This is a genomic window from Streptococcus sp. CCH8-C6 (genome assembly GCF_001557225.1).
Taxonomy (GTDB): Bacteria; Bacillota; Bacilli; order Lactobacillales; family Streptococcaceae; genus Streptococcus; species Streptococcus sanguinis_C.
Window position 1 is genome coordinate 39794 of the sequence record NZ_LSJN01000070.1, and the last position, 21065, is coordinate 60858.

Here is a 21065-nt window from a genome sequence, read left to right on the forward strand (position 1 = left end):
ATAGAGTGAGGGCATAAGATGGAGCAATATAAGCGTATTTTATTGAAAGAATTTGATAGTCGGCAGAAGGTCATTACAGAGCTGACCAACCTAGAGGCAATTTTGAACCTGCCCAAAGGAACGGAGCTGTATATCAGTGACATTCACGGGGAGTTTGCTGCATTTGACTATATTTTGAGAAGCTGTGCAGGTATCCTCAATGAGAAGATTAAGGACTGTTTTGGGGACAGCTTGTCAGAAGCTCATATGGACCGCCTGTCAGCGCTGGTTTCCTATCCTGAGCTTGTGCTGGGGGAAGAAACTAAAGGCCAAGACTGGTATCAGGAAACCATTCCTCAGCTCTTGAACTTGCTGGCTTTTGCAGGTGCAAAATACAGTCGGTCCAAGGTCAGAAAGGCTTTGCCGCCACAGTATGCCTATATTATCGAGGAGTTGCTCTATAGTGACACGGCTCTAGCTGATAAAAAATCCTATTTTGAGAATATCCTGACTTATGTGATTGAATTGAGGGAAGCTGTGCCTTTTATCCTAGGCTTGTCTCGAAGTATCCGGCGGTTGTTGATTGACCATCTGCATGTAGTTGGAGACATTTTTGACAGAGGAGCTGGTAGTGCTCAGGTCATGGATGAACTGCAGCATTTTCACTCGCTCGATATTCAGTGGGGCAATCACGACATTATCTGGATGGGAGCCTTTTTTGGCTCTAAGGCCTGCTTGCTCAATGTGTTGCGCATCGCAGCTCGCTATGGCTATCTCTGGGATATCGAGAAAGATTATGGTTTAAACCTGCGCTCTTTGACCCTTTTTGCGGACAAGACTTACCAGTCTAATCCTAAGTTTAGGCCTATTCTTGGTGGTAGAGAGCAGGAGTTTTCAGATGAGGAAATTCTGCAGCTGGAAAAGGTTCACCAAGCCTTAGCGATTATCCAGTTCAAGCTGGAAAATCAGCTCATCAAACGACGACCTGAATTCCAGATGCAGGATCATGTTATGCTGGACAAGATTGACTATTGGGAAGAAAGTGTTACGATTGACGATACCAAGCATGCCCTAGTTAATACCTGCTTCCAAACCATCAATCCTGAAAATCCGTCAGCCTTGACACCTGAAGAAAATCAAGCTGTAGACAGTATGCTGGCCTCATTCCAAAGTTCTCTTAAGATGGCTGAGCATATGAGTCTTCTGATGAACAAGGGCTCTATGTATAAGATTTACAACCAGCACTTGCTTTTTCACGGCTGCATTCCTCTGGAGCCGTCAGGAGAATTCCAGCCTTTCATTCTCAATCAAGCCCATTATGCAGGCAAGGAATTGCTGGATTTCTTTGAGTATCATATTCGGCAGGCGGCCAAGGACAAGGAAGTGGGCGATGATTTGTCGACTGATTTGATTTGGTATTGCTGGAAAGGCAAGTTGTCTCCTCTGTTTGGCAAAGAAAAGATGACTACCTTGGAGCGCTATTTCATTGAAGATAAGGATACCCACAAGGAAGTAGAAAATTCATATTTTTCTTATCGTAATTCTGAGAAAGTCTGCCAGCTGATTTTGGAAGAATTTGGCCTCTTTTCTCAAGAGTCTAGGATGGTCAATGGCCATACTCCGGTTAAGACGGGCAAGGGAGAGTCGCCTATCCGTGGGGGCGGTCTGCTCTTTGTCATTGATGGTGGTCTCTGCAAGGCCTATCAGAAGAAGACTGGAACAGCCGGATATTCACTGCTCAATAATTCCTATGGCTTCCAGCTGGTGACCCATCAGCCTTTCCAAAACGCTCAAAAAGTCGTAGAATCGCCGTTTGCTCAGACCTCCCTGAAAAAGGTGATTGAAAATGTAGAGGAACGAACCCTCATCAAATCTACTACCATCGGTCAGAGCTTGTTCGCTCAACAACAGGAACTCTTTGGCTTGCTGCATGAGTTTTATGACCGGTGAAGTTTAGCCCTAAGTTTTAACAGAATTTAGGGCTTTTTCTTTCTTGTTCCAGTTTCTCTTTCGTGTTACAATAGGAGTATTGAAATTTAGAGGAAAGAACATGATTTATTTAGATAATTCAGCGACAACCAAGCCTTATCCTGAGGCTTTGGCCGCTTACACAGAGGTCGCTTCTAAAATCTGGGGAAATCCATCCAGTCTGCACAGTTTAGGCAGTCAGGCAACCCGTCTCTTAGAAGCTTCACGCAGGCAAATAGCAGAGCTTTTAGGAAAGTCTTTGTCGGAGATTTTTTTTACGTCCGGAGGGACAGAAGGGGACAACTGGGTGCTAAAGGGAGTTGCTTTTGAAAAGGCTCCCTTTGGCAAACACATCATCGTATCCAACATTGAGCATCCTGCAGTTAAAGAATCAGCCCTCTGGTTGCAGAGTCAAGGCTTTGAAATAGATTTTGCCCCAGTGGACAAGGCAGGTTTTGTTGATGTAGACAAGCTGGCTGAGTTGATTCGACCAGACACCACTCTAATCTCCATCATGGCTGTCAATAATGAAATCGGCAGTATTCAGCCCATTCAGAAGATATCTGAACTGCTAGCAGACAAGCCGACTATTTCATTTCACGTGGATGCTGTCCAGGCTGTTACGAAGATTCCGACAGCTTCTTATCTGACGGATCGCGTGGATTTTGCGACATTTTCCAGTCATAAATTTCACGGTGTCCGGGGCGTAGGATTTGTCTATATCAAGTCTGGTAAGAAAATCAGCCCCCTCTTGACTGGCGGTGGTCAGGAGTCAGACAAGCGCTCAACGACGGAGAATTTAGCTGGCATTGCAGCGACGGCCAAGGCACTGCGTTTGTCCATGGAAAAGCAAGAAGTATTTGCCCAGCGGACGGCTCAGATGAAGAAGATTCTCCTTGAAGAGCTGCAGAAGTATCCAGATGTGGTGATTTTCTCAGACATGGAAAATTTTGCGCCTCATATACTAACCTTTGGTATCAAGGGAGTGCGGGGTGAAGTTGTCGTCCATGCATTTGAAGACTACGAGATCTATATCTCGACTACTAGTGCTTGCTCTTCTAAGGCCGGTAAGCCAGCAGGAACCCTAATCGCTATGGGCGTCGAAAAGTCTCTCGCTCAAACTGCTGTTCGCATCAGTTTGGATCTTGACAACGATATGAGCCAGATGGAGCAGTTTTTGACGACTTTTAAAATTATTTACGAAAAAACCAGAAAAGTAAGGTAAACAATGCAATATTCAGAAATTATGGTGCGCTACGGCGAGCTCTCAACCAAAGGGAAGAACCGCATGCGCTTTATCAACAAACTCAAACGCAATATCCAAGCTGTCTTGTCAGTCTATCCACAGGTCCATGTCAAGGCTGACCGTGACCGCACTCATATCTATCTGCAAGGGACCGATTATCAGCTGGTCGCTGAATCACTCAAGCAGATTTTTGGGATTCAGAATTTCTCACCATCTTATAGGGTTAAAAAGTCTGTACCAGCCTTGATTGAAGCTGTTCAAACCATCATGAAGCAAGTCTATCAGGAAGGCATGACCTTTAAAATTACCAGCAAGCGCAGTGACCACAGCTTTGAATTGGATAGCCGCGAGCTTAACCAGACGCTTGGTGATGCTGTTTTTGAGGCTATTCCCAATGTTCAGGTCAAGATGAAAGCACCAGATATTGAGCTTCGGGTCGAAATTCGTGAAGAAGCGGCCTATATCTCGTATGAAACGATTCGTGGTGCTGGAGGACTGCCGGTTGGCACTTCAGGAAAAGGTATGCTCATGCTTTCTGGTGGGATTGACTCACCGGTGGCGGGCTATCTGGCTCTTAAGCGTGGTGTGGATATTGAGGCGGTTCACTTTGCCAGTCCGCCTTACACCAGTCCAGGTGCTTTGAAAAAAGCTCAGGATTTGACTCGAAAACTGACCAAGTTTGGCGGCAACATCCAGTTTATCGAAGTGCCTTTTACAGAGATTCAGGAGGAAATCAAGGCCAAGGCTCCAGAAGCCTATCTCATGACACTGACCCGTCGCTTTATGATGCGTATTACGGACCGGATTCGAGAGGAGCGGAGCGCTCAAGTCATTATCAACGGAGAAAGTCTTGGTCAGGTGGCAAGTCAAACGATTGAGAGTATGCAGGCTATCAACGCTGTAACCAATACACCGGTTATACGTCCTGTCGTGACCATGGACAAGCTGGAAATCATTGATATTGCAGAGAAAATTGATACTTTCCAAATCTCTATCCAACCATTTGAAGACTGCTGTACCATTTTTGCTCCAGACCGACCTAAAACTAATCCGAAAATCAAGAATGCTGAGAAGTATGAAACTTACCTAGATGTTGAAGGCTTGGTGGAGCGCGCTGTTGCAGGAATCATGATTACAGAAATCAGACCGCAAGCAGAGGCTGATGAAGTTGATGAGCTGATTGAGGGGCTGTTGTAAAAGCGAGAGAAGGTGACGTTTATGCTTGCTGTTTTTCTCTTAATTCCTTTTCTGCTGATTCGTTTTCCTTTATTAAGTCATTTTGGCAAAAATGCTTTGTCACGCGCAGCTTATTTTGCACCAGTCCAAGGAAAGGAAAAGATAGCTTATATGATTTATCAATTGAGCAATCTAGCTTTGTTCATAACGCCTTTTTTGCTTGAAATTAAGTTTGATTTTTCTGTTTTCTTTTATGCTGGTATAGCTATTTACCTGCTTGGTTTGGCTTTGTGTGCTATCAGTATGAGGGATTTCGCTAGACCAGATGCAAACGGCATGAATACAAAGGGTCTTTATCGCTATTCCCGTAATCCCATGTATGTAGCTTACTTTGTTTGTTTTTTGGGAATAGCTTTTTTGACTAAGTCAATGATTTTCTTTCTGATTTTAGTGATTTTTCAGACTGCGGCCCACTGGATTATCCTATCTGAAGAGCGCTGGTGTCTTGAAAAATTCGGAAAGTCTTATCAAGACTATCAAGATAAGGTTCGGCGTTATATTTAGAAATTTTTTATCTAATCATTATTTAACAAGGCGGTTAGCGGATAACAGAAATAGTCTTTGTTCATTAGTAGACAAAATCTAAAGATAATCCTTGAAAATCCGTTTTCATGAGATAAAAAAACTTGCTAAAGAGCGGCAGAAGTGATATACTTATAGAGTTGACTATGCACATTCCTGTGCAACCGCACGAACATCGTTGCTCGTCGTATAACAAATTTAAACTTCGTCATTATCGCCTTGCCTAACACAAGTTATGCCTTCGGCTCAATTCCTAGTTTATTCTTTGTTATACTTAGAGCTCTTCTCTTAAGTGGTTCGTCCCACGATGCTAGGCGAGTCTTCACAAAATTCGGGGAAACCCTAAAAAATCATAGGAGGTGCATAATGAGCACATACGCAATCATTAAAACTGGCGGAAAACAAGTTAAAGTTGAAGTTGGTCAAGCAATCTACGTTGAAAAGTTGAACGCTGAAGCTGGTCAAGACGTTACTTTTGACGAAGTTGTTCTTGTTGGTGGTGAAAACACTGTTGTAGGAACTCCGCTTGTTGCTGGAGCTACTGTTGTCGGAACTGTTGAAAAACAAGGCAAGCAAAAGAAAGTTGTTACTTACAAGTACAAACCTAAAAAAGGCAGCCATCGTAAACAAGGTCACCGTCAACCATATACAAAAGTTGTCATCAACGCTATCAACGCTTAATTTTAAGGAGATTAAATGATACAAGCAGTCTTTGAAAGAGCCGAAGATGGCGAACTGAGGCGTGCAGAAATCACAGGTCACGCCGCGAGTGGTGAATACGGCTTTGATGTCGTGTGTGCGTCCGTTTCGACGCTCGCCATTAATTTTGTCAATTCAGTTGAGAAATTCGCAGGCTACGAACCAAACTTAGAATTAAACGAAATAGAAGGCGGCTATCTGAAGGTTGAAATTCCTCAGGATATACCGTCACACCAAAGAGAAATGACTCAGCTTTTCTTTGAATCATTTTTCCTAGGAATGGCAAACTTATCGGAGGACTCTTCTGAGTTCGTCCAAACCAGAGTTATCACAGAAAACTAACACGGAGGAAAAACATTATGTTAAAAATGAATCTTGCTAACTTGCAACTATTCGCCCACAAAAAAGGTGGAGGTTCCACATCTAACGGACGTGATTCACAAGCGAAACGTCTGGGAGCTAAAGCAGCTGACGGTCAAACTGTAACAGGTGGCTCTATCCTTTACCGTCAACGCGGCACTCATATCCATGCAGGTGTCAACGTTGGACGCGGCGGAGATGATACTTTGTTTGCAAAAGTTGAAGGCGTAGTACGCTTTGAACGCAAAGGTCGCGATAAGAAACAAGTTTCTGTTTACCCAATCGCTAAATAATTCAGAAATGGATAAAATCCCCTGCTATTAAGCGGGGGATTTTTTATATCGGAACTTTTTACTATGGCGCAACTTCTTCGTCTTTTATATTAACAACGCCATGCCAATTAGTATAATAGGTCTTTCCTTTGTAGTCGAAAGAACCTTGCCTCAAAAGATCGCCATACTCGGTAAAGTAATAATAGTACTTGCCAATCTTATAAAGTCCGTTTTTATAAGGTGTTCCATCTTCTCCAAAGTAATAAGTGTATTCAGAGTAACTAATAAATCTGTTTTTAGCCATTTCTCCGTAAGAATCAAAGAAGTATTGTTTGCCATCTACACTGTAAAGATTGATGACCCTTCGTCCTTTTTCGTCAAAATAATAGACCTTACCTGTTGGGCTGGTATAGAAGGAGTTTTTTAGATTTGTCGGAATTTGTTCTGCTGGGTCATCTTGAATTTTGTATGTATCTCCATATTGGTTTGCGAGATAGTATTTACCCTCGTGAAGTACGATTCTATTTTTAATTATTTCCCCAGACTCATCATAAAAAGCAGCAGGGAACTCACGTTTAGGAGCCTCCGGAACCTTGATAGGTCCTGGATCATCAAAGATAGTAGGGTCGTCCTCAATATCTGGTACACTAGGATCGTAAATACCAACTTCACGTCTAGAAGCCCAGTCAGGGATTGACTTGTTCTCCGCTTGAACTGTTCCGGTGGAAATCAAAGCAGAGGCCAAAGTCGCAGCAGAAGCGAGAGAGAGGCCCAGCCAATAGCGGCGGTTGAACATTGCTTTGGTGTTCTTTTCTTGTCTCATAGCAAATCCTTTCTATGCAACTGTTACTATAAGATTAAAGAATCTCATTTTTAACAGTTAGGTTATGTTATTTCTATAAAATTATACCTCTGTAACATTTCTATAATATTGTAATACTATTTCATTTTTATAGAGATTGTATTACTAATTGGTGATAAAAACAAACAATCATTAGATGATATGTAAACGTTTACAAACATCGTTTTTTGTGCTATTATTATAGGGATGAAAGGAGAATGCCTATGATGAAAAGGTATAAATTGCTATTGGCGCTTGCCTTATCATTACTAGTTTTTTGGCCATTGGGAGCCATAAAAGCAGATTCGGTTAATCAGCCGCCAGAATCTGCTAACCAGTCTGAACAAGCAAGTGCAGCAGTTGTAACGGACTCTTCTGATAGTGTTGCAGGGGCTAGTGGCACGACAAGTCAGGATAGTCAAATTGCCGCAAAAGCCTTGCCAGTCTCTGATGCTTCGGAAGTTGCAGCTACTGAAACGGCTGCTTCAACCCAAGAAGCTAATACTGGTAATTTGGTAGAAGATTCTGCCAAACCAGCGACCGCTCAGTCTGCAGAAGTTTCCTCAGATGCCAATCAGGCGCAAGGTCAAGCGGCGACTGATGCGCCACCAGCTTCTAAGAGAGTACAGGAGCTTGTGGCAGATATGACGCTTCGTCAGAAAATTACCCAGATGCTGATGCCAGACTTCAGAAAATGGCAGCAAGAGGGCCAAGCTGCCCAGTCCGATATGACGGAGCTTAATAAAGAGGTTGCAGAAGCGGTTGATAAATACGATTTTGGCGGAGTTATTCTTTTTGCTGAGAATGTGAAGGGAACTGCTCAAACCTTAGCCTTGACACAGGCCCTGCAACAAGCAGCTATCAGCAACCAAGCTAATAATGGTAAGCTGCCGCTTTTGCTCGCGATTGACCAAGAAGGTGGTATCGTCTATCGTTTGGGCAGCGGGACAGCTCTTCCTGGGAACATGGCAGTTGGCGCGACGCGTGATCCGGAATTGGCTAATCAAGCAGGTCAAATTATCGGACGGGAATTATCGGCTTTAGGTTTGAATGTCAACTTTGCCCCAGTATTTGATACAAATAATAATCCGCAGAATCCCGTTATTGGTTTGCGTTCCTTCTCTTCAGATCCTAAGGTGGTTGCCCGTTTGGGAACGGCTATGATGGAGGGGATTCAGAAATACAATGTCGCAGTAGCGGCTAAGCATTTCCCTGGGCATGGTGATACAGCGGTGGATTCTCACACTGGTCTGCCTCTGGTAGATAAGTCCTATGCGGAGTTAGAAGCACTGGAGTTCTTGCCTTTCAAAGCTGCCATTGACAAAAACGCTGATATGCTGATGACAGCTCATATCCAATATCCTCAGATCGAAAAAGACACGGTTATATCTAAACAAACTGGGGAAACCATCTATATCCCTGCCACCTTGTCTGATGACATTATTACCGGCATTGTTCGCAAGAAGTTTGGCTACAAGGGTGTAGTGGTATCTGATGCCATGGGCATGGATGCGATTGCCAAAAACTTCGGAGAATCTGAAGCGGCTATCATGGCAATCAAATCAGGTGTAGACGTGGTGCTGATGCCAACCGTCTTACGTAGCAAGAGTGATTTAGCTAAAATCGATAAGATTATCAATGATATTGAGCAGGCGGTTCAGAGGGGCGATATTCCAGCCAGCAGATTGGATGAGTCAGTGACCCGTATCTTGAATCTAAAAGAAAAACGAGGTATTTTAGACTTTGACCCATCTGAGCGCACACAAGCTAAGGCTGAAGCAACTGTTGGCTCAGAGTTAAACAGAGATACTGAACGAAAAATCGCTGCTAGCGCAGTGACTGTAGTTAAAAACGATGATACTGTTCTGCCTTTTAAAGTCAAATCTGGCGACAGGATTTTGCTGTTAGCGGCTTATGACGATGAAGTGCCTGGACTAGAGCTGGGTGTCAAGCGTCTGATAGCGGACGGAGTGATTCCAGCAGGTGTCACATATGAAGCGATGAACTACAGCAAGACAACCAAGTTAGAAGATTTGAAAGGGAAGATTGACCAAGCAACTCACCTAGTCTTGATTTCTGAAATTGGACGGCAATCTCAACTAGCCAGCGATTTCTGGCTGACAAGAGTTCCGACAGAAGTTGTGGACTATGCAAATGCAACTGGAAAACAGGCAGCTGTCATGAGCATTTCCAAACCTTATGATGTAGCGAATTATCCTAATGCCAAGGCTATTGTAGCAGTTTATGGAAACAAGGGCATGGATCCAACAGAGTCTCTGAAGCCTGACAATGCCTTCGGCCCTAATATCCCAGCTGGTGTGGAAGTCGTTTTTAATGGTCAAAATCATATTGGGAAGTTACCAGTAAATGTGCCGCTCATCAAGGATGGTATCATGTCCGAGACAGAGGTAGCCTATCCTATCGGGCAAGGTCTCTTTTATACCGATCCAGTTAAGGATATCAAACTCAATATCCCTGCATCTGCTCAGCTAGCTCAGCCTTTTACAGCTACTGTTACCCTGAGTGAATTAAACGGTCTAGAGAAAAATGACTACCGTCTTGCCCTTAAGATTGATAGTCAGCATTTCAACATCCTGCCAAGTCCTGACTATACCATCTCTGGCGATACTGTTCTGATTTCTAAAAAAGCCAATGATTCCAATCCGGTTGAGATCAGCTTGAAAGGTTTAGTAGAGGGTCAGTTCAGTCCGGTACTTTCTCTGACCTTGATTGACAGTCAAGATAGAGAATTCAGCATGGGAGAAGGTTATTATAAGGAGCTTATTCAGATTACTGCAGCTAGGCAGAGCATGGTTCCAGGTCAACAAAATCCTCCGCAGCTGAGTTTGCGTTCTGTTGAACCTGTAAGTTCTCGTCGGCAGCTAAGTCAGCAGGCTGCACAGTTTAGCCAGCTTCCAAAAACAGGAGACAGCAGCAGTTTGTTCTTAGTCTTGCTGGGTGCCTTGTTCTTGTTTGGGGCTGTCTATCTGTATGACTTGTCCTCTCGCAGACTATAAGCAATAAAAGAATGAGCGAGCAGTGTTGAAAAGCTTACAGTTTTACTTATTCTTGATAAAATAACAAAAAGGAAGAATCCAAAGCAAGTTTGCAGTAAAAACGGATTCTTCTTTTTTTATTTGGAAATTAGTAGGAATGCGGTAGCTGAGAGCTTTATGTGTTTCCTAAAAGCATACTGACTTGAATATTTTACTCATCTGTCATCGGTTTACTATTTACTTTTTATACGCTTTTTGGTATAATAGTTCATGTTATAAAATGTAACATCAAAGGAGGTTCTATCCATGAAAGCATCAAAGTGGCTGATTGCGACTGGAGTTGCACTGAGTGCCGGGCTATTGCTGACGGCTTGTAGCCAGTCTTCATCTAGCACAAATAATTATACTTACGTTTATAGTTCAGACCCTGACAGCTTGAACTATCTTACTACAAACCGTGCAACGACAGGTGATGTCATTTCCAACCTGGTCGATGGACTTTTTGAAAATGACAAGTACGGGAATCTGGTTCCCTCAATCGCCAAGTCATGGACAGTTTCTAAGGACGGCCTGACCTATACTTATAAGCTACGCGATGATGCTAAATGGTACACATCCGATGGTGAAGAATATGCAGAAGTAAAGGCCCAGGACTTTGTGACTGGTTTGAAATATGCAGCGGATGAAAATTCTGAAGCTATTTATCTCGTTCAGGACTCTGTGAAGGGCTTGGATGCTTATATCAAGGGTGAAGATAAGAATTTTGACAATGTTGGTGTCAAAGCTATTGATGACCATACCCTGCAATACACTTTGGCCCGTCCGGAGCCTTACTGGAACTCTAAAACGACCAGCACGATTCTTTTCCCAGTCAATGAAGAGTTTCTGAAAGCAGAAGGAAGCAATTTTGGCTCTGTCAAGCCATCTAGCATCCTCTATAATGGTCCTTACTTGCTCAAGTCTCTGACTTCCAAGTCTGTGATGGAATTTGTCAAGAACCAAAACTACTATGACAAAGACAATGTCACTCTGGATAGTATTAAACTGACCTACTACGATGGAAATGATCAGGAAGCGCTGATTCGTAACTTCAGCGATGGCGTTTACAGCACAGCTCGTCTCTATCCGAATAGCTCTGGCTTTGCTTCAGTCAAGAAGAAATATGCGGACAATATCGTATACAGCCCGCAAGATTCTACTTCTTATTACTATAATTTCAACTACAACCGTCAGTCTTACAATCATACTTCTAAAACAACAGATGCTCAAAAATCTGCTACTAACGAAGCAATCATGAACAAAGACTTCCGTCAGGCTATTAACTTTGCATTTGACCGTACATCTTATGGTGCGCAAGGAAATGGTGAAGACGGAGCGACTAAGGTCTTGAGAAATACCTTGGTACCGCCTAGCTTTGTCCAAATTGGCGACAAGGATTTTGGAACTGTTGTTGGAGAAAAATTAGTCAACTATGGCAGCCAATGGCAAGGAATTGACCTCTCTGACGCTCAAGATCCTTACTACAATCCTGAAAAAGCTAAGGCGAAATTTGCAGAAGCGAAGCAAGCCTTGCAGGCTAAGGGTGTTGAATTCCCAATTCACTTAGATATGCCAGTTGATCAGTCTAGCACGATTGGCGTTCAATGGGCTAGCTCAACCAAACAGTCTATCGAATCAGCTCTTGGAGCGGAAAATGTCGTCATTGACCTGCAAAAGATGAGCACAGACGATCTTAATAATATCACTTATTTTGCTAACTCTGCTGCTCAGAAAGACTATGATATGTCTACTGGTGGCTGGACTGGTGACTACCAAGACCCATCTACCTACCTTGATACTCTCAATATCAAGAATGGCGGAAGCTTGCAAAACTTTGGATTTGAACCAGGTCAAGACAATGATAAGATTAAAGAGCTAGGCTTGGATACTTATACCAAGATGCTGGAAGAAGCTAATGCTGAAACCAACGATGTGCAGCTGCGTTACGAAAAGTATGCAGAAGCGGAAGCTTGGTTGCTAGATAGCGGCTTGATTATTCCGACTGTTTCACAAGGAGCAACACCGTCTGTTACTAAATCAGTGCCATTTACAAAAGCCTACTCACCAGTTGGTGTCAAAGGTTCAGGCTACAACTTCAAGCTGACTCAGCTTCAGAAGGATGTTGTAACGACCAAAGAATACGAAGCGGCTAAGAAAAAATGGAAAGAAGAAGCTACTGCGGCAAATAAAAAAGCCCAGGAAGAACTTGCTGACCACGTTGAAAAATAAAAAAAGATTCACTTAGCGACATTGGGGCTGGATTTTTCCAGCCCCTTTTTGAATGGCTTGACTAAGGTTTTTGTAGTAAAATAGAAAGAAATACTTGAAGGAAGTGAGACGGATGCAGATAAGAACTTATAGTGCATTACCTGAGAAAGAAAAGCAGGCATTGTTTGAATTAGTTCAAGAGTGTAATAAGGTAGACGGAGGCTATCGACTGCCCTATCTGGATAATAATTATAATGCAGTTCCTGAAATGCCAGCCTTTTTCTTGGCTGAGATGGATGGCCGAACCATCGGATTTTTATCAGTCTATGCGGATGAACCCGGCCAAGCAGAGGTTTCTCTCTATGTTCTGCCGGCGTATCGCCGTCAGGGTGTAGCTAATCAGCTTCTAGCTGCTTTTGCAAAAGTAGCTGATAAGTATGATTTGACCAAGATTGAATATATAGTGGAGCTGGTCTTTTTGAGCGCTCAACCTGATTTTGCTAGAAGATTTGATTACCAAGCAGATGAAGCGGAAATCTGGCTGGCACAGCCTGCTCAAACTTTTCCTCTGGAAGAAAGAGAAGGGATAGAGGTCATGCAGGGAAGTTTGGACTTGGCAGAAGAGATTGCAGCCTTTCAGTCCCAAGTCTTTGAGACACCGCTAGATGTTGCTTTGAAATATGCCAGAGAAGCCGTCAGCAGCACATCCAGTCTGCTTTATATCTTGAAGAAAGATGGTAGAGGTGTAGCTTCTGTGTCAGTTGATACGGATTTTGGTACCAATTATTTCTTTGGCTTGGCGGTTGATCAAGACTTTCAGGGGCAAGGGTTAGGAAGCTATCTCTTGCTTGCAAGTATGCAGGATTTGAACGAGCGCAATGGACAGGAGTTTCAGATTGTCGTAGAAAAGCAGAATACTCAAGCTTTGAAACTCTATAAAAAGCTAGGCTTCAAAGAGATGACAGAGGTTGTTTATCTAAAAGAAAAATAGCAAATTTGCCTCAGATTGCTCATTAACTTAAAAGGAGAAACCGGCTTCTTACAGCTGGTTTCTTTTGTTCTGCCTTGGTTTATGGTATAATGAGACGATATGTAAAGAAGGAAAATGTTATGAATATTCAACAATTGCGTTATGTGGTCGCCATTGCTAACAGTGGAACCTTTCGAGAAGCCGCGGAAAAAATGTATGTCAGCCAGCCTAGTCTGTCTATCTCTGTCCGTGATCTGGAAAAAGAACTGGGCTTCAAGATTTTTCGTCGGACCAGCAGCGGGACTTTTCTGACTCGCCGAGGAATGGAGTTTTATGAGAAGGCTCAAGATTTGGTCAAGGGTTTTGATGTCTTCCAAAACCAATATGCAAATCCCGAGGAAGAGCGGGATGAGTTCTCAATTGCCAGTCAGCACTATGATTTTTTGCCGCCTTTGATTACTCAATTTTCTCAGACCTATCCAGAATATAAGAACTTCCGGATTTTTGAGTCAACAACTGTGCAGATTCTGGATGAAGTAGCGCAAGGCCACAGTGAAATCGGCATTATCTACCTTAATAATCAAAATACCAAAGGCATTATGCAGCGGGTGGAAAAGTTAGGCTTGGAAGTAATTGAGTTGATTCCTTTTCAGACCCATATTTACCTGCGGGAAGATCACCCTCTGACTCAGAAAAATGAGCTTGTCATGGAAGATTTGGCTGCTTTGCCGACTGTTCGCTTCACTCAGGAAAAGGACGAGTATCTCTATTATTCAGAGAATTTTGTCGATACCAGTGCCAGCTCACAGATGTTTAATGTGACGGACCGTGCGACTTTGAATGGAATTTTGGAGCGTACTGATGCTTATGCGACGGGGTCTGGCTTTTTGGACAGCAATAGTGTAAATGGTATTACTGTCATCAAGCTTTGCGACAACTTGGACAACCATATGGTCTATGTCAAGCGTGAAGATGTGGAGCTGACTCAGGTCGGAGAAGACTTTGTATCGGTTATGAAAGAGTATTTTGCACAGAAAAAATAAAGTATGAAAAGAAAAATTATTATTCCTTTTGCAGTCTTGATTCTTATTGTTGTGGACCAGCTGGTTAAGTTGTATATTGTCAGCGATTTTAAGCTAGGGCAGGTCAAGAGTTTTATTCCGCATCTGGTGAGTCTGACCTATCTCCAGAATACCGGCGCAGCCTTCTCCATGCTGGAAAACCAGCAATGGCTCTTTACTTTGGTGACATTTTTGGTCATCGGCGGAGCTGTTTACTACCTCATCAAGCACCTAAATGCCTCAAAGTGGATGCTGGCCGGGTTGACCTTGGTGATTGCTGGCGGTTTGGGGAACTTTATTGACCGGATACGCCAAGGTTTTGTAGTGGATATGTTTCAGTTAGATTTTATCAATTTTGCTATTTTCAATGTGGCTGATATGTATCTGACCTTTGGTGTAGCTATTTTACTATTGATGATTTTGAAGGAAGAAAAAGATGGAAGTAAAAATTGAGGCCTCAGCAGCTGGTCAGCGATTGGACAAGGCGGTGGCAGAGCTGACGGACCTATCGCGGAGTTTGGCTAATGAGCAGATTAAGGACGGCCAGATTTTGGTCAATGGCCAAACCAAAAAAGCTAAATATGCGGTCAAAGAAGGTGACGTCATCTCCTATGAATTGCCTGAGCCAGAAGTGGTTGAGTATGTGCCTGAGGATATTCCGCTAGAAATCGTCTTTCAAGATGAGGACGTGGCAGTCGTCAATAAACCGCAGGGAATGGTGGTCCATCCTTCTGTAGGCCATAGCAGCGGTACGCTAGTCAACGCCCTTATGTACCACATCAAGGACCTCTCTGGCATCAACGGTGTCCTCCGGCCGGGGATTGTCCATCGGATTGATAAGGACACTTCTGGGCTTCTCATGATTGCTAAAAATGACCAAGCCCATGTGGCTCTGGCTGATGAGCTCAAGGATAAGAAATCCCTACGCAAGTATTGGGCTATTGTTCATGGAAATCTGCCTAACGACCGTGGAGTGATTGAAGCACCGATTGGCCGCAGCGAAAAAGACCGCAAGAAGCAGGCCGTGACGGCCAAAGGCAAGCCAGCTCTGACGCGTTTCCAGGTCTTGGAACGTTTTGGTGACTATAGCTTGGTTGAGCTTCAGCTAGAAACAGGTCGGACTCATCAAATCCGCGTTCACATGGCCTACATTGGACATCCTGTGGCTGGTGATGAGGTCTATGGACCGCGTAAGACCTTAAAAGGACATGGCCAATTTCTGCACGCACGAACACTGGGCTTTACTCATCCTCGAACTGGTGAAGTGCTGGAATTTACAGCTGAAGTGCCAGCTATTTTCCAAGAAACCTTGGAAAAGCTACGACAAGATTAGTCAGGTCCATTCATTATTAAAATACAATTTTTCTCAGACCGCCTCAATCGCGGTCATTTTTATTTTACGTAAATCGTGGTATAATAAGACAATCTAGCAGTGAAGGAAAAGGAAATGAAAGCAAAGCGAATCGTATTTAAGGTGGGGACTTCATCGTTGACAAACGCAGATGGCAGTCTGTCACGCGCCAAGGTAAAGGAAATTACTCGGCAGTTGGCTCTCTTGCACGAGGCGGGGCATGAGTTGATCCTGGTCTCATCAGGAGCTATTGCGGCAGGTTTTTCTTCTCTGGGCTTTAAAAAACGACCAACCAAGGTGGCGGATAAACAGGCATCAGCTGCTGTTGGACAGGGTTTGCTTTTGGAGGAATATACAACCAATCTTCTTTTGAAGCAAATTATTTCTGCTCAGATTCTTTTGACTCAGGATGATTTTACAGATAAGCGGCGTTACAAGAATGCCCATCAAGCCTTATCTGTCTTGCTGAATCGCGGCGCTATTCCTATCATCAATGAAAATGACTCAGTGGCTATCGAGGAGCTCAAGGTTGGGGATAATGATACATTAAGTGCGCAGGTGGCAGCCATGGTTCAGGCGGACCTCTTGGTGCTTTTGACAGATGTAGATGGACTCTACACGGCCAATCCCTCTACTAATCCAGATGCCCGCCGACTTGAAAAAATTGAGAAGATCAGCTCTGAGCTGATTGATATGGCAGGCGGTGCAGGAACGAGCAACGGAACTGGCGGCATGCTGACAAAGATTAAGGCAGCAACGCTTGCGACCATGTCAGGTGTGCCGGTCTATATCTGCTCCTCACTCAAGACTGATGCTCTGCTGGAAGCAGCGGAGGAAACCAAGGATGGCAGTCTCTTTTTGGCTCAGAAAAAAGGTCTAAAAACGCAGAAGCAATGGCTGGCTTTCTATGCTAAAAGTCAAGGTGAAATCTATGTAGACCAAGGAGCAGCCAACGCTCTCAGAAATAAGGGAAAAAGTTTGTTGGTATCCGGTCTTGTATCTGTATCGGGGAACTTTGCCTATCAGGATACGGTGACCGTTTATGAAGAAGGCAGCGGAGCTATTCTTGGTAAAGGGCGCGTGCGTTTTGGCAAGTCAGCTCTTAAAGATATGCTCAAGACTAATAAACCTAAAGGTGTCGTCATTCATCGGGATGACTGGATTTCTCTGACACCGGAGTTAAATAATTTATTTGCAGAATTTTAGAAGACGAGGAAAGGAGAAGAGATGACCTCAACACAAGCGATTTTTAAAAAGGTTCAGAAAGTTAAGAAGACGATCAATACGGCCACAACTGCTGAGAAAAACCATGCTTTGGAAGAAATGGCAAAGCAGCTCTGGCTTTCTCGTGCGGATATTTTAGCAGCCAATGAATTGGATATGAACACGTCTAAAGGTAAGATTTCAGATGTGATGCTGGACCGCCTCTATCTGGACGAGGATCGCATTGCTGCCATGGCTGAGGGCATTCGCCAGCTGATTGACTTGGAGGATCCTGTAGGGCAAGTCTTGGAAAAAACCGAGCTTGAGAACGGTCTTGTCATCAGTAAAAAGCGGGTGGCTATGGGTGTGATTGGTATTATTTACGAGAGCCGGCCTAACGTCACCTCTGACGCTGCAGCTCTTGCCCTAAAGAGTGGCAGTGCAGTCGTCCTCAGAAGCGGCAAGGATGCTTATCAGACAGCGCTAGCTATTGTTACAGCTTTGAAAGAAGGCTTGGCTCAGACGAAGATTTCGCCGGATTGTATCCAGTTGGTTTCTGATACCAGCCGGGCTTCAGCCCAGGCTATGATGAAGGCCAAGGGATATCTGGATTTGCTCATTCCTCGTGGAGGTGCCGGACTGATTCAGGCGGTTGTGGAAAATGCAACTGTGCCGGTTATTGAGACAGGTACTGGAATTGTCCATGTCTATGTAGATAAGGATGCTGATCAAGACAAGGCTTTGGCGATTATTGAGAATGCCAAGACCAGTCGCCCTTCTGTCTGCAATGCCATGGAGGTACTCCTGGTTCATGAAGAGATTGCTGCAGCATTTTTACCACGTTTACAAAAGATTTTGGTAACAGATCGTGATGCTGCGCAAGAAAACCCTGTTGAATTGCGTTTGGATGAGAAAGCAGCTCAGTATATCTCGGGCTCGCAAGCTAGTCCGGAAGATTTTGATATCGAATTTTTGGACTACATCTTAGCGGTCAAGCTGGTTTCTTCGCTGGAAGAAGCGGTGGAGCATATTGAAGCTCACAGCACCCATCATTCGGATGCCATTGTGACGGAGAACGATTCAGCGGCAGCTTACTTCACAGAGCAGGTGGATAGTGCGGCAGTTTATGTCAATGCCTCAACCCGCTTTACAGATGGCGGTCAATTTGGCCTCGGCTGCGAAATGGGGATTTCTACTCAGAAACTGCATGCCAGAGGTCCTATGGGGCTGAAAGAGTTGACCAGCTATAAATACGTCATCCAAGGGACTGGTCAGGTGAGGAAATAATGATGAAAATTGGATTTATCGGTTTGGGAAATATGGGTGGCAGTTTGGCTCGCCTAGTTGCCCAAGAGGAAAGATTTAGAAGTGAATTATTATTAGCCAACCGAAGTAGAAACAAGGCTGAAAAGATTGCTGCGGAAGTTGGTGGACAACCGGTCAGTAATGAAGAAGTTTTTTCTCAGGCAGAGGTGATTTTCCTTGGCATCAAACCAGCTCAATTTGCTGACATGCTGGCTGAGTATCAGGAAATTCTAGAAAAACGGGAGTCTATTTTGTTGGTTTCAATGGCTGCTGGTCTGAGTTTGGAAATATTAGAAAAATTGACACCTAGCCACCATCGTTGGATTCGGATCATGCCTAATACACCAGTAGCTGTTGGCGAGGGTGTTATTAGCTATGCCTTATCCCAGCAGGCGAATCAAGCAGACGAAGATTTGTTGCGTGAGCTACTGTCTTCTGCTGGCCTTTTGGTCAAACTAGAGGAGAAGCAATTGGATGCAGCGACAGCTCTTGCTGGCTGTGGACCAGCCTTCGTCTATCTCTTTATAGAGGCTTTAGCGGATGCTGGTGTCCGAGCAGGACTCAGTCGCGATATATCGCTTGAACTGGCCAATCAAACCCTTTTAGGCGCTGCCAAGCTAAGTCAGGTCAGTGGGCAACATCCGGCTCAACTCAAAGACCAGGTCTGCAGTCCGTCCGGTTCGACCATCGCCGGGGTAGTCAGTTTGGAAGAAAATGCCTTTCGAGGAACGGTCATGGATGCCGTTCAAGCTGCTTACAAGAGGACGCAGGAGTTGGGGAATAATTGATTTAGATCTTCAATTTTTTTAGATTATAGAAAGGGTGTGACATGCGAGGACAATTTTTGTCTTTACAGGATCACTCTTTTTTTCTTTGTTTGATAATCAAATAAGTCCTCTCTTTAAAACTGTGGTATAATAAGTACTATGCAAACCAAACCGACTTCTGCTTATGTGCACATTCCTTTTTGTACTCAGATTTGTTATTACTGCGATTTTTCCAAGGTTTTTATCAAAAATCAGCCAGTAGATAGTTATCTGGAGCATTTGATTGAGGAGTATGATTCTTACGACATCAAAAAGCTCCGTACCCTCTATATCGGTGGCGGAACTCCGACCGCTCTATCGGCGCGTCAGTTGGCTTTTTTGTTGGAAAAACTGACGGACAAGCTGGACTTGTCTTATCTAGAAGAGTTGACCATCGAAGCCAATCCCGGGGACTTGGACCAGGAAAAGATTGCTGTTCTTAAAGACTCGCCTGTCAATCGAGTTTCGCTGGGTGTACAGACTTTCAATGATCGCATGCTCAAGCAGATTGGTCGCAGTCACTCAGAAAAGGACATCTATGAGAATATTGCCAATCTCAAAAAAGCGGGTTTTGATAATATCTCGATTGACCTGATTTATGCCCTGCCCAAGCAGACTATGGAAGATGTGAAAATCAATGTAGCCAAGGCTATTGCCCTAGACATTCCCCACATGAGTCTGTACAGCTTGATTTTGGAAAATCATACGGTCTTCATGAATCGGATGCGGCGAGGGAAGCTGCCTCTGCCCAAGGAAGATTTGGAAGCGGAGATGTTTGAATACATTATAGCTGAGCTGGAAAAGGCCGGCTTCGAGCATTATGAGATTTCAAACTTTTCCAAGCCAGGCTTTGAGAGCCGCCACAATCTCATGTACTGGGACAATGCGGAATATTATGGTGTTGGAGCGGGAGCGTCTGGCTATGTCGATGGTGTTCGCTATAAAAACCATGGACCGATTCGTCATTATCTGCAGGCAGTAGAAGCGGGCAATGCCCGTGTGCAGGAAGAAGTGCTGACATTGAATGAAAAGATGGAAGAAGAGATGTTTCTAGGACTGCGCAAGAAGTCAGGTGTTTCTAAAAAGCGCTTCGAGGAAAAATTCGGTCTTTCCTTTGAAGACCAGTACGGAGCTGTTGTGGCTGAACTGACTGAGAAGGGCTTGTTAGTGCCGGACAGAGACATCGTGCGCATGACCAAACAAGGTCTCTTTTTGGGCGATACGGTTGCTGAGAAATTTATATTGGAGTAAATCATGGGCTTAACTTATCAAATGAAAATGAAAATTCCTTTTGATATGGCAGATATGAATGGCCATATCAAGTTGCCGGATGTTATCCTGCTGTCCTTGCAGGTATCGGGGATGCAGTCGATCGAGCTTGGTGTCAGTGACAAGGATATGCTGGAGCAGTATAACCTAGTCTGGATTATCACTGACTATGATATTGATGTGACACGATTGCCGCGATTTGCAGAGGAGATTACCATTGAGACAGAAGCTTTGACCTACAATCGGCTCTTTTGCTACCGTCGCTTCACGATTTTTGATGAAGCGGGTGAGGCCATTATCCAGATGATGGCAACCTTTGTTCTTATGGATCGGGATAGCCGAAAGGTTCGTGCCGTTGATCCGGAGATTGTCGCTCCTTACCAGTCTGATTTTTCCAAGAAATTACTGCGCGGTCCTAAGTATCCAGACTTGGAAAATCCTGTCAGCAAGGACTACCATGTGCGCTTTTACGACTTGGATATGAACGGCCATGTAAATAATAGCAAGTATCTGGACTGGATCTTTGAGGTAATGGGTGCAGACTTCCTGATGAAACACATTCCCAAGAAAGTCCAACTCAAGTATGTCAAGGAAGTCCGTCCGGGCGGTATGATTGCTTCTAGCTATGACCTAGAAGGTCTGCAGAGCAATCATCAGATTTCCAGTGACGGGGAAGTCAATGCCCAGGCTTTAGTAACCTGGCAAGAGTTTAAACAAGAGAATTAGGAAGAGCA

Annotated in this window: 19 protein-coding genes and 1 other annotated feature; of the genes, 18 read left to right on the plus strand and 1 reads right to left on the minus strand. The window is 44.1% G+C overall.

What is annotated here, in order from left to right:
* The first annotated feature begins 18 nt into the window (after positions 1-18).
* From AX677_RS07790 to rpmA, 7 genes are all read left to right on the plus strand, one after another.
* Entirely contained in the window at positions 19-1929 is a 1911-nt protein-coding gene (locus AX677_RS07790; RefSeq protein WP_060976736.1) for a fructose-bisphosphatase class III, read from the plus strand.
* 100 nt (positions 1930-2029) lie between these two features.
* Positions 2030-3172 carry a cysteine desulfurase family protein gene (locus AX677_RS07795; protein WP_060976737.1) on the plus strand — a complete coding sequence of 381 codons (1143 nt, stop codon included), beginning with the start codon at positions 2030-2032 and terminating at the stop codon, positions 3170-3172.
* Positions 3173-3175: 3 nt separating this feature from the next.
* Positions 3176-4390 (plus strand): tRNA uracil 4-sulfurtransferase ThiI, encoded by a 1215-nt coding sequence (thiI, locus tag AX677_RS07800; RefSeq protein WP_060976738.1) that lies wholly within the window; start codon positions 3176-3178, stop codon positions 4388-4390.
* A gap of 21 nt (positions 4391-4411) precedes the next feature.
* Entirely contained in the window at positions 4412-4933 is a 522-nt protein-coding gene (locus AX677_RS07805) for an isoprenylcysteine carboxylmethyltransferase family protein (protein ID WP_060976739.1), read from the plus strand.
* 170 nt (positions 4934-5103) lie between these two features.
* Positions 5104-5283 (plus strand) — a sequence feature (ribosomal protein L21 leader region).
* Between the two features lie 34 nt (positions 5284-5317).
* Positions 5318-5632 (plus strand): 50S ribosomal protein L21, encoded by a 315-nt coding sequence (rplU, locus tag AX677_RS07810; protein WP_002895621.1) that lies wholly within the window; start codon positions 5318-5320, stop codon positions 5630-5632.
* A gap of 15 nt (positions 5633-5647) precedes the next feature.
* A complete protein-coding gene (locus AX677_RS07815; RefSeq protein ID WP_002900460.1) occupies positions 5648-5992 on the plus strand; it encodes a ribosomal-processing cysteine protease Prp in 345 nt (114 codons plus the stop codon).
* Positions 5993-6009: 17 nt separating this feature from the next.
* Entirely contained in the window at positions 6010-6303 is a 294-nt protein-coding gene (gene rpmA / locus AX677_RS07820) for a 50S ribosomal protein L27 (RefSeq protein WP_002895619.1), read from the plus strand.
* A 61-nt stretch (positions 6304-6364) separates the two neighbouring features.
* Here the strand turns inward: rpmA and AX677_RS07825 are convergent, their stop codons facing one another.
* Positions 6365-7105, minus strand: a complete 741-nt coding sequence (locus AX677_RS07825) for a hypothetical protein (RefSeq protein WP_060976740.1) — start codon at positions 7103-7105, stop codon at positions 6365-6367.
* 236 nt (positions 7106-7341) lie between these two features.
* Here AX677_RS07825 and AX677_RS07830 point away from each other — a divergent pair, with 236 nt between their 5' ends.
* From AX677_RS07830 to AX677_RS07880, 11 genes are all read left to right on the plus strand, one after another.
* Entirely contained in the window at positions 7342-10140 is a 2799-nt protein-coding gene (locus AX677_RS07830) for a glycoside hydrolase family 3 N-terminal domain-containing protein (RefSeq protein WP_060976741.1), read from the plus strand.
* Between the two features lie 285 nt (positions 10141-10425).
* On the plus strand, positions 10426-12387 hold the full coding sequence (locus tag AX677_RS07835; protein WP_060976742.1) for a peptide ABC transporter substrate-binding protein: 1962 nt from the start codon (positions 10426-10428) through the stop codon (positions 12385-12387).
* Positions 12388-12499: 112 nt separating this feature from the next.
* A complete protein-coding gene (locus tag AX677_RS07840) occupies positions 12500-13357 on the plus strand; it encodes a GNAT family N-acetyltransferase (protein ID WP_060976743.1) in 858 nt (285 codons plus the stop codon).
* Between the two features lie 119 nt (positions 13358-13476).
* Positions 13477-14379: a LysR family transcriptional regulator gene (locus tag AX677_RS07845; protein WP_060976744.1), complete on the plus strand. Its 903-nt coding sequence runs from the start codon at positions 13477-13479 to the stop codon at positions 14377-14379.
* A gap of 3 nt (positions 14380-14382) precedes the next feature.
* Complete coding sequence (lspA, locus tag AX677_RS07850) at positions 14383-14850, plus strand: signal peptidase II (RefSeq protein ID WP_060976745.1); 468 nt, start codon at positions 14383-14385, stop codon at positions 14848-14850.
* Entirely contained in the window at positions 14834-15730 is an 897-nt protein-coding gene (locus AX677_RS07855) for an RluA family pseudouridine synthase (protein WP_060976746.1), read from the plus strand. Before lspA ends, AX677_RS07855 begins: the two co-directional genes overlap by 17 nt.
* 114 nt (positions 15731-15844) lie before the next feature.
* On the plus strand, positions 15845-16954 hold the full coding sequence (proB, locus tag AX677_RS07860) for a glutamate 5-kinase (protein ID WP_060976747.1): 1110 nt from the start codon (positions 15845-15847) through the stop codon (positions 16952-16954).
* Between the two features lie 21 nt (positions 16955-16975).
* Entirely contained in the window at positions 16976-18238 is a 1263-nt protein-coding gene (locus AX677_RS07865) for a glutamate-5-semialdehyde dehydrogenase (RefSeq protein ID WP_060976748.1), read from the plus strand.
* 2 nt (positions 18239-18240) lie between these two features.
* On the plus strand, positions 18241-19044 hold the full coding sequence (gene proC, locus AX677_RS07870) for a pyrroline-5-carboxylate reductase (protein WP_060976749.1): 804 nt from the start codon (positions 18241-18243) through the stop codon (positions 19042-19044).
* Between the two features lie 138 nt (positions 19045-19182).
* A complete protein-coding gene (hemW, locus tag AX677_RS07875) occupies positions 19183-20313 on the plus strand; it encodes a radical SAM family heme chaperone HemW (protein ID WP_060976750.1) in 1131 nt (376 codons plus the stop codon).
* Between the two features lie 3 nt (positions 20314-20316).
* The gene (locus AX677_RS07880; protein ID WP_004191406.1) at positions 20317-21057 is read left to right on the plus strand and encodes an acyl-[acyl-carrier-protein] thioesterase; all 741 of its coding nucleotides are present in this window, start codon (positions 20317-20319) and stop codon (positions 21055-21057) included.
* Positions 21058-21065: the final 8 nt, after the last annotated feature.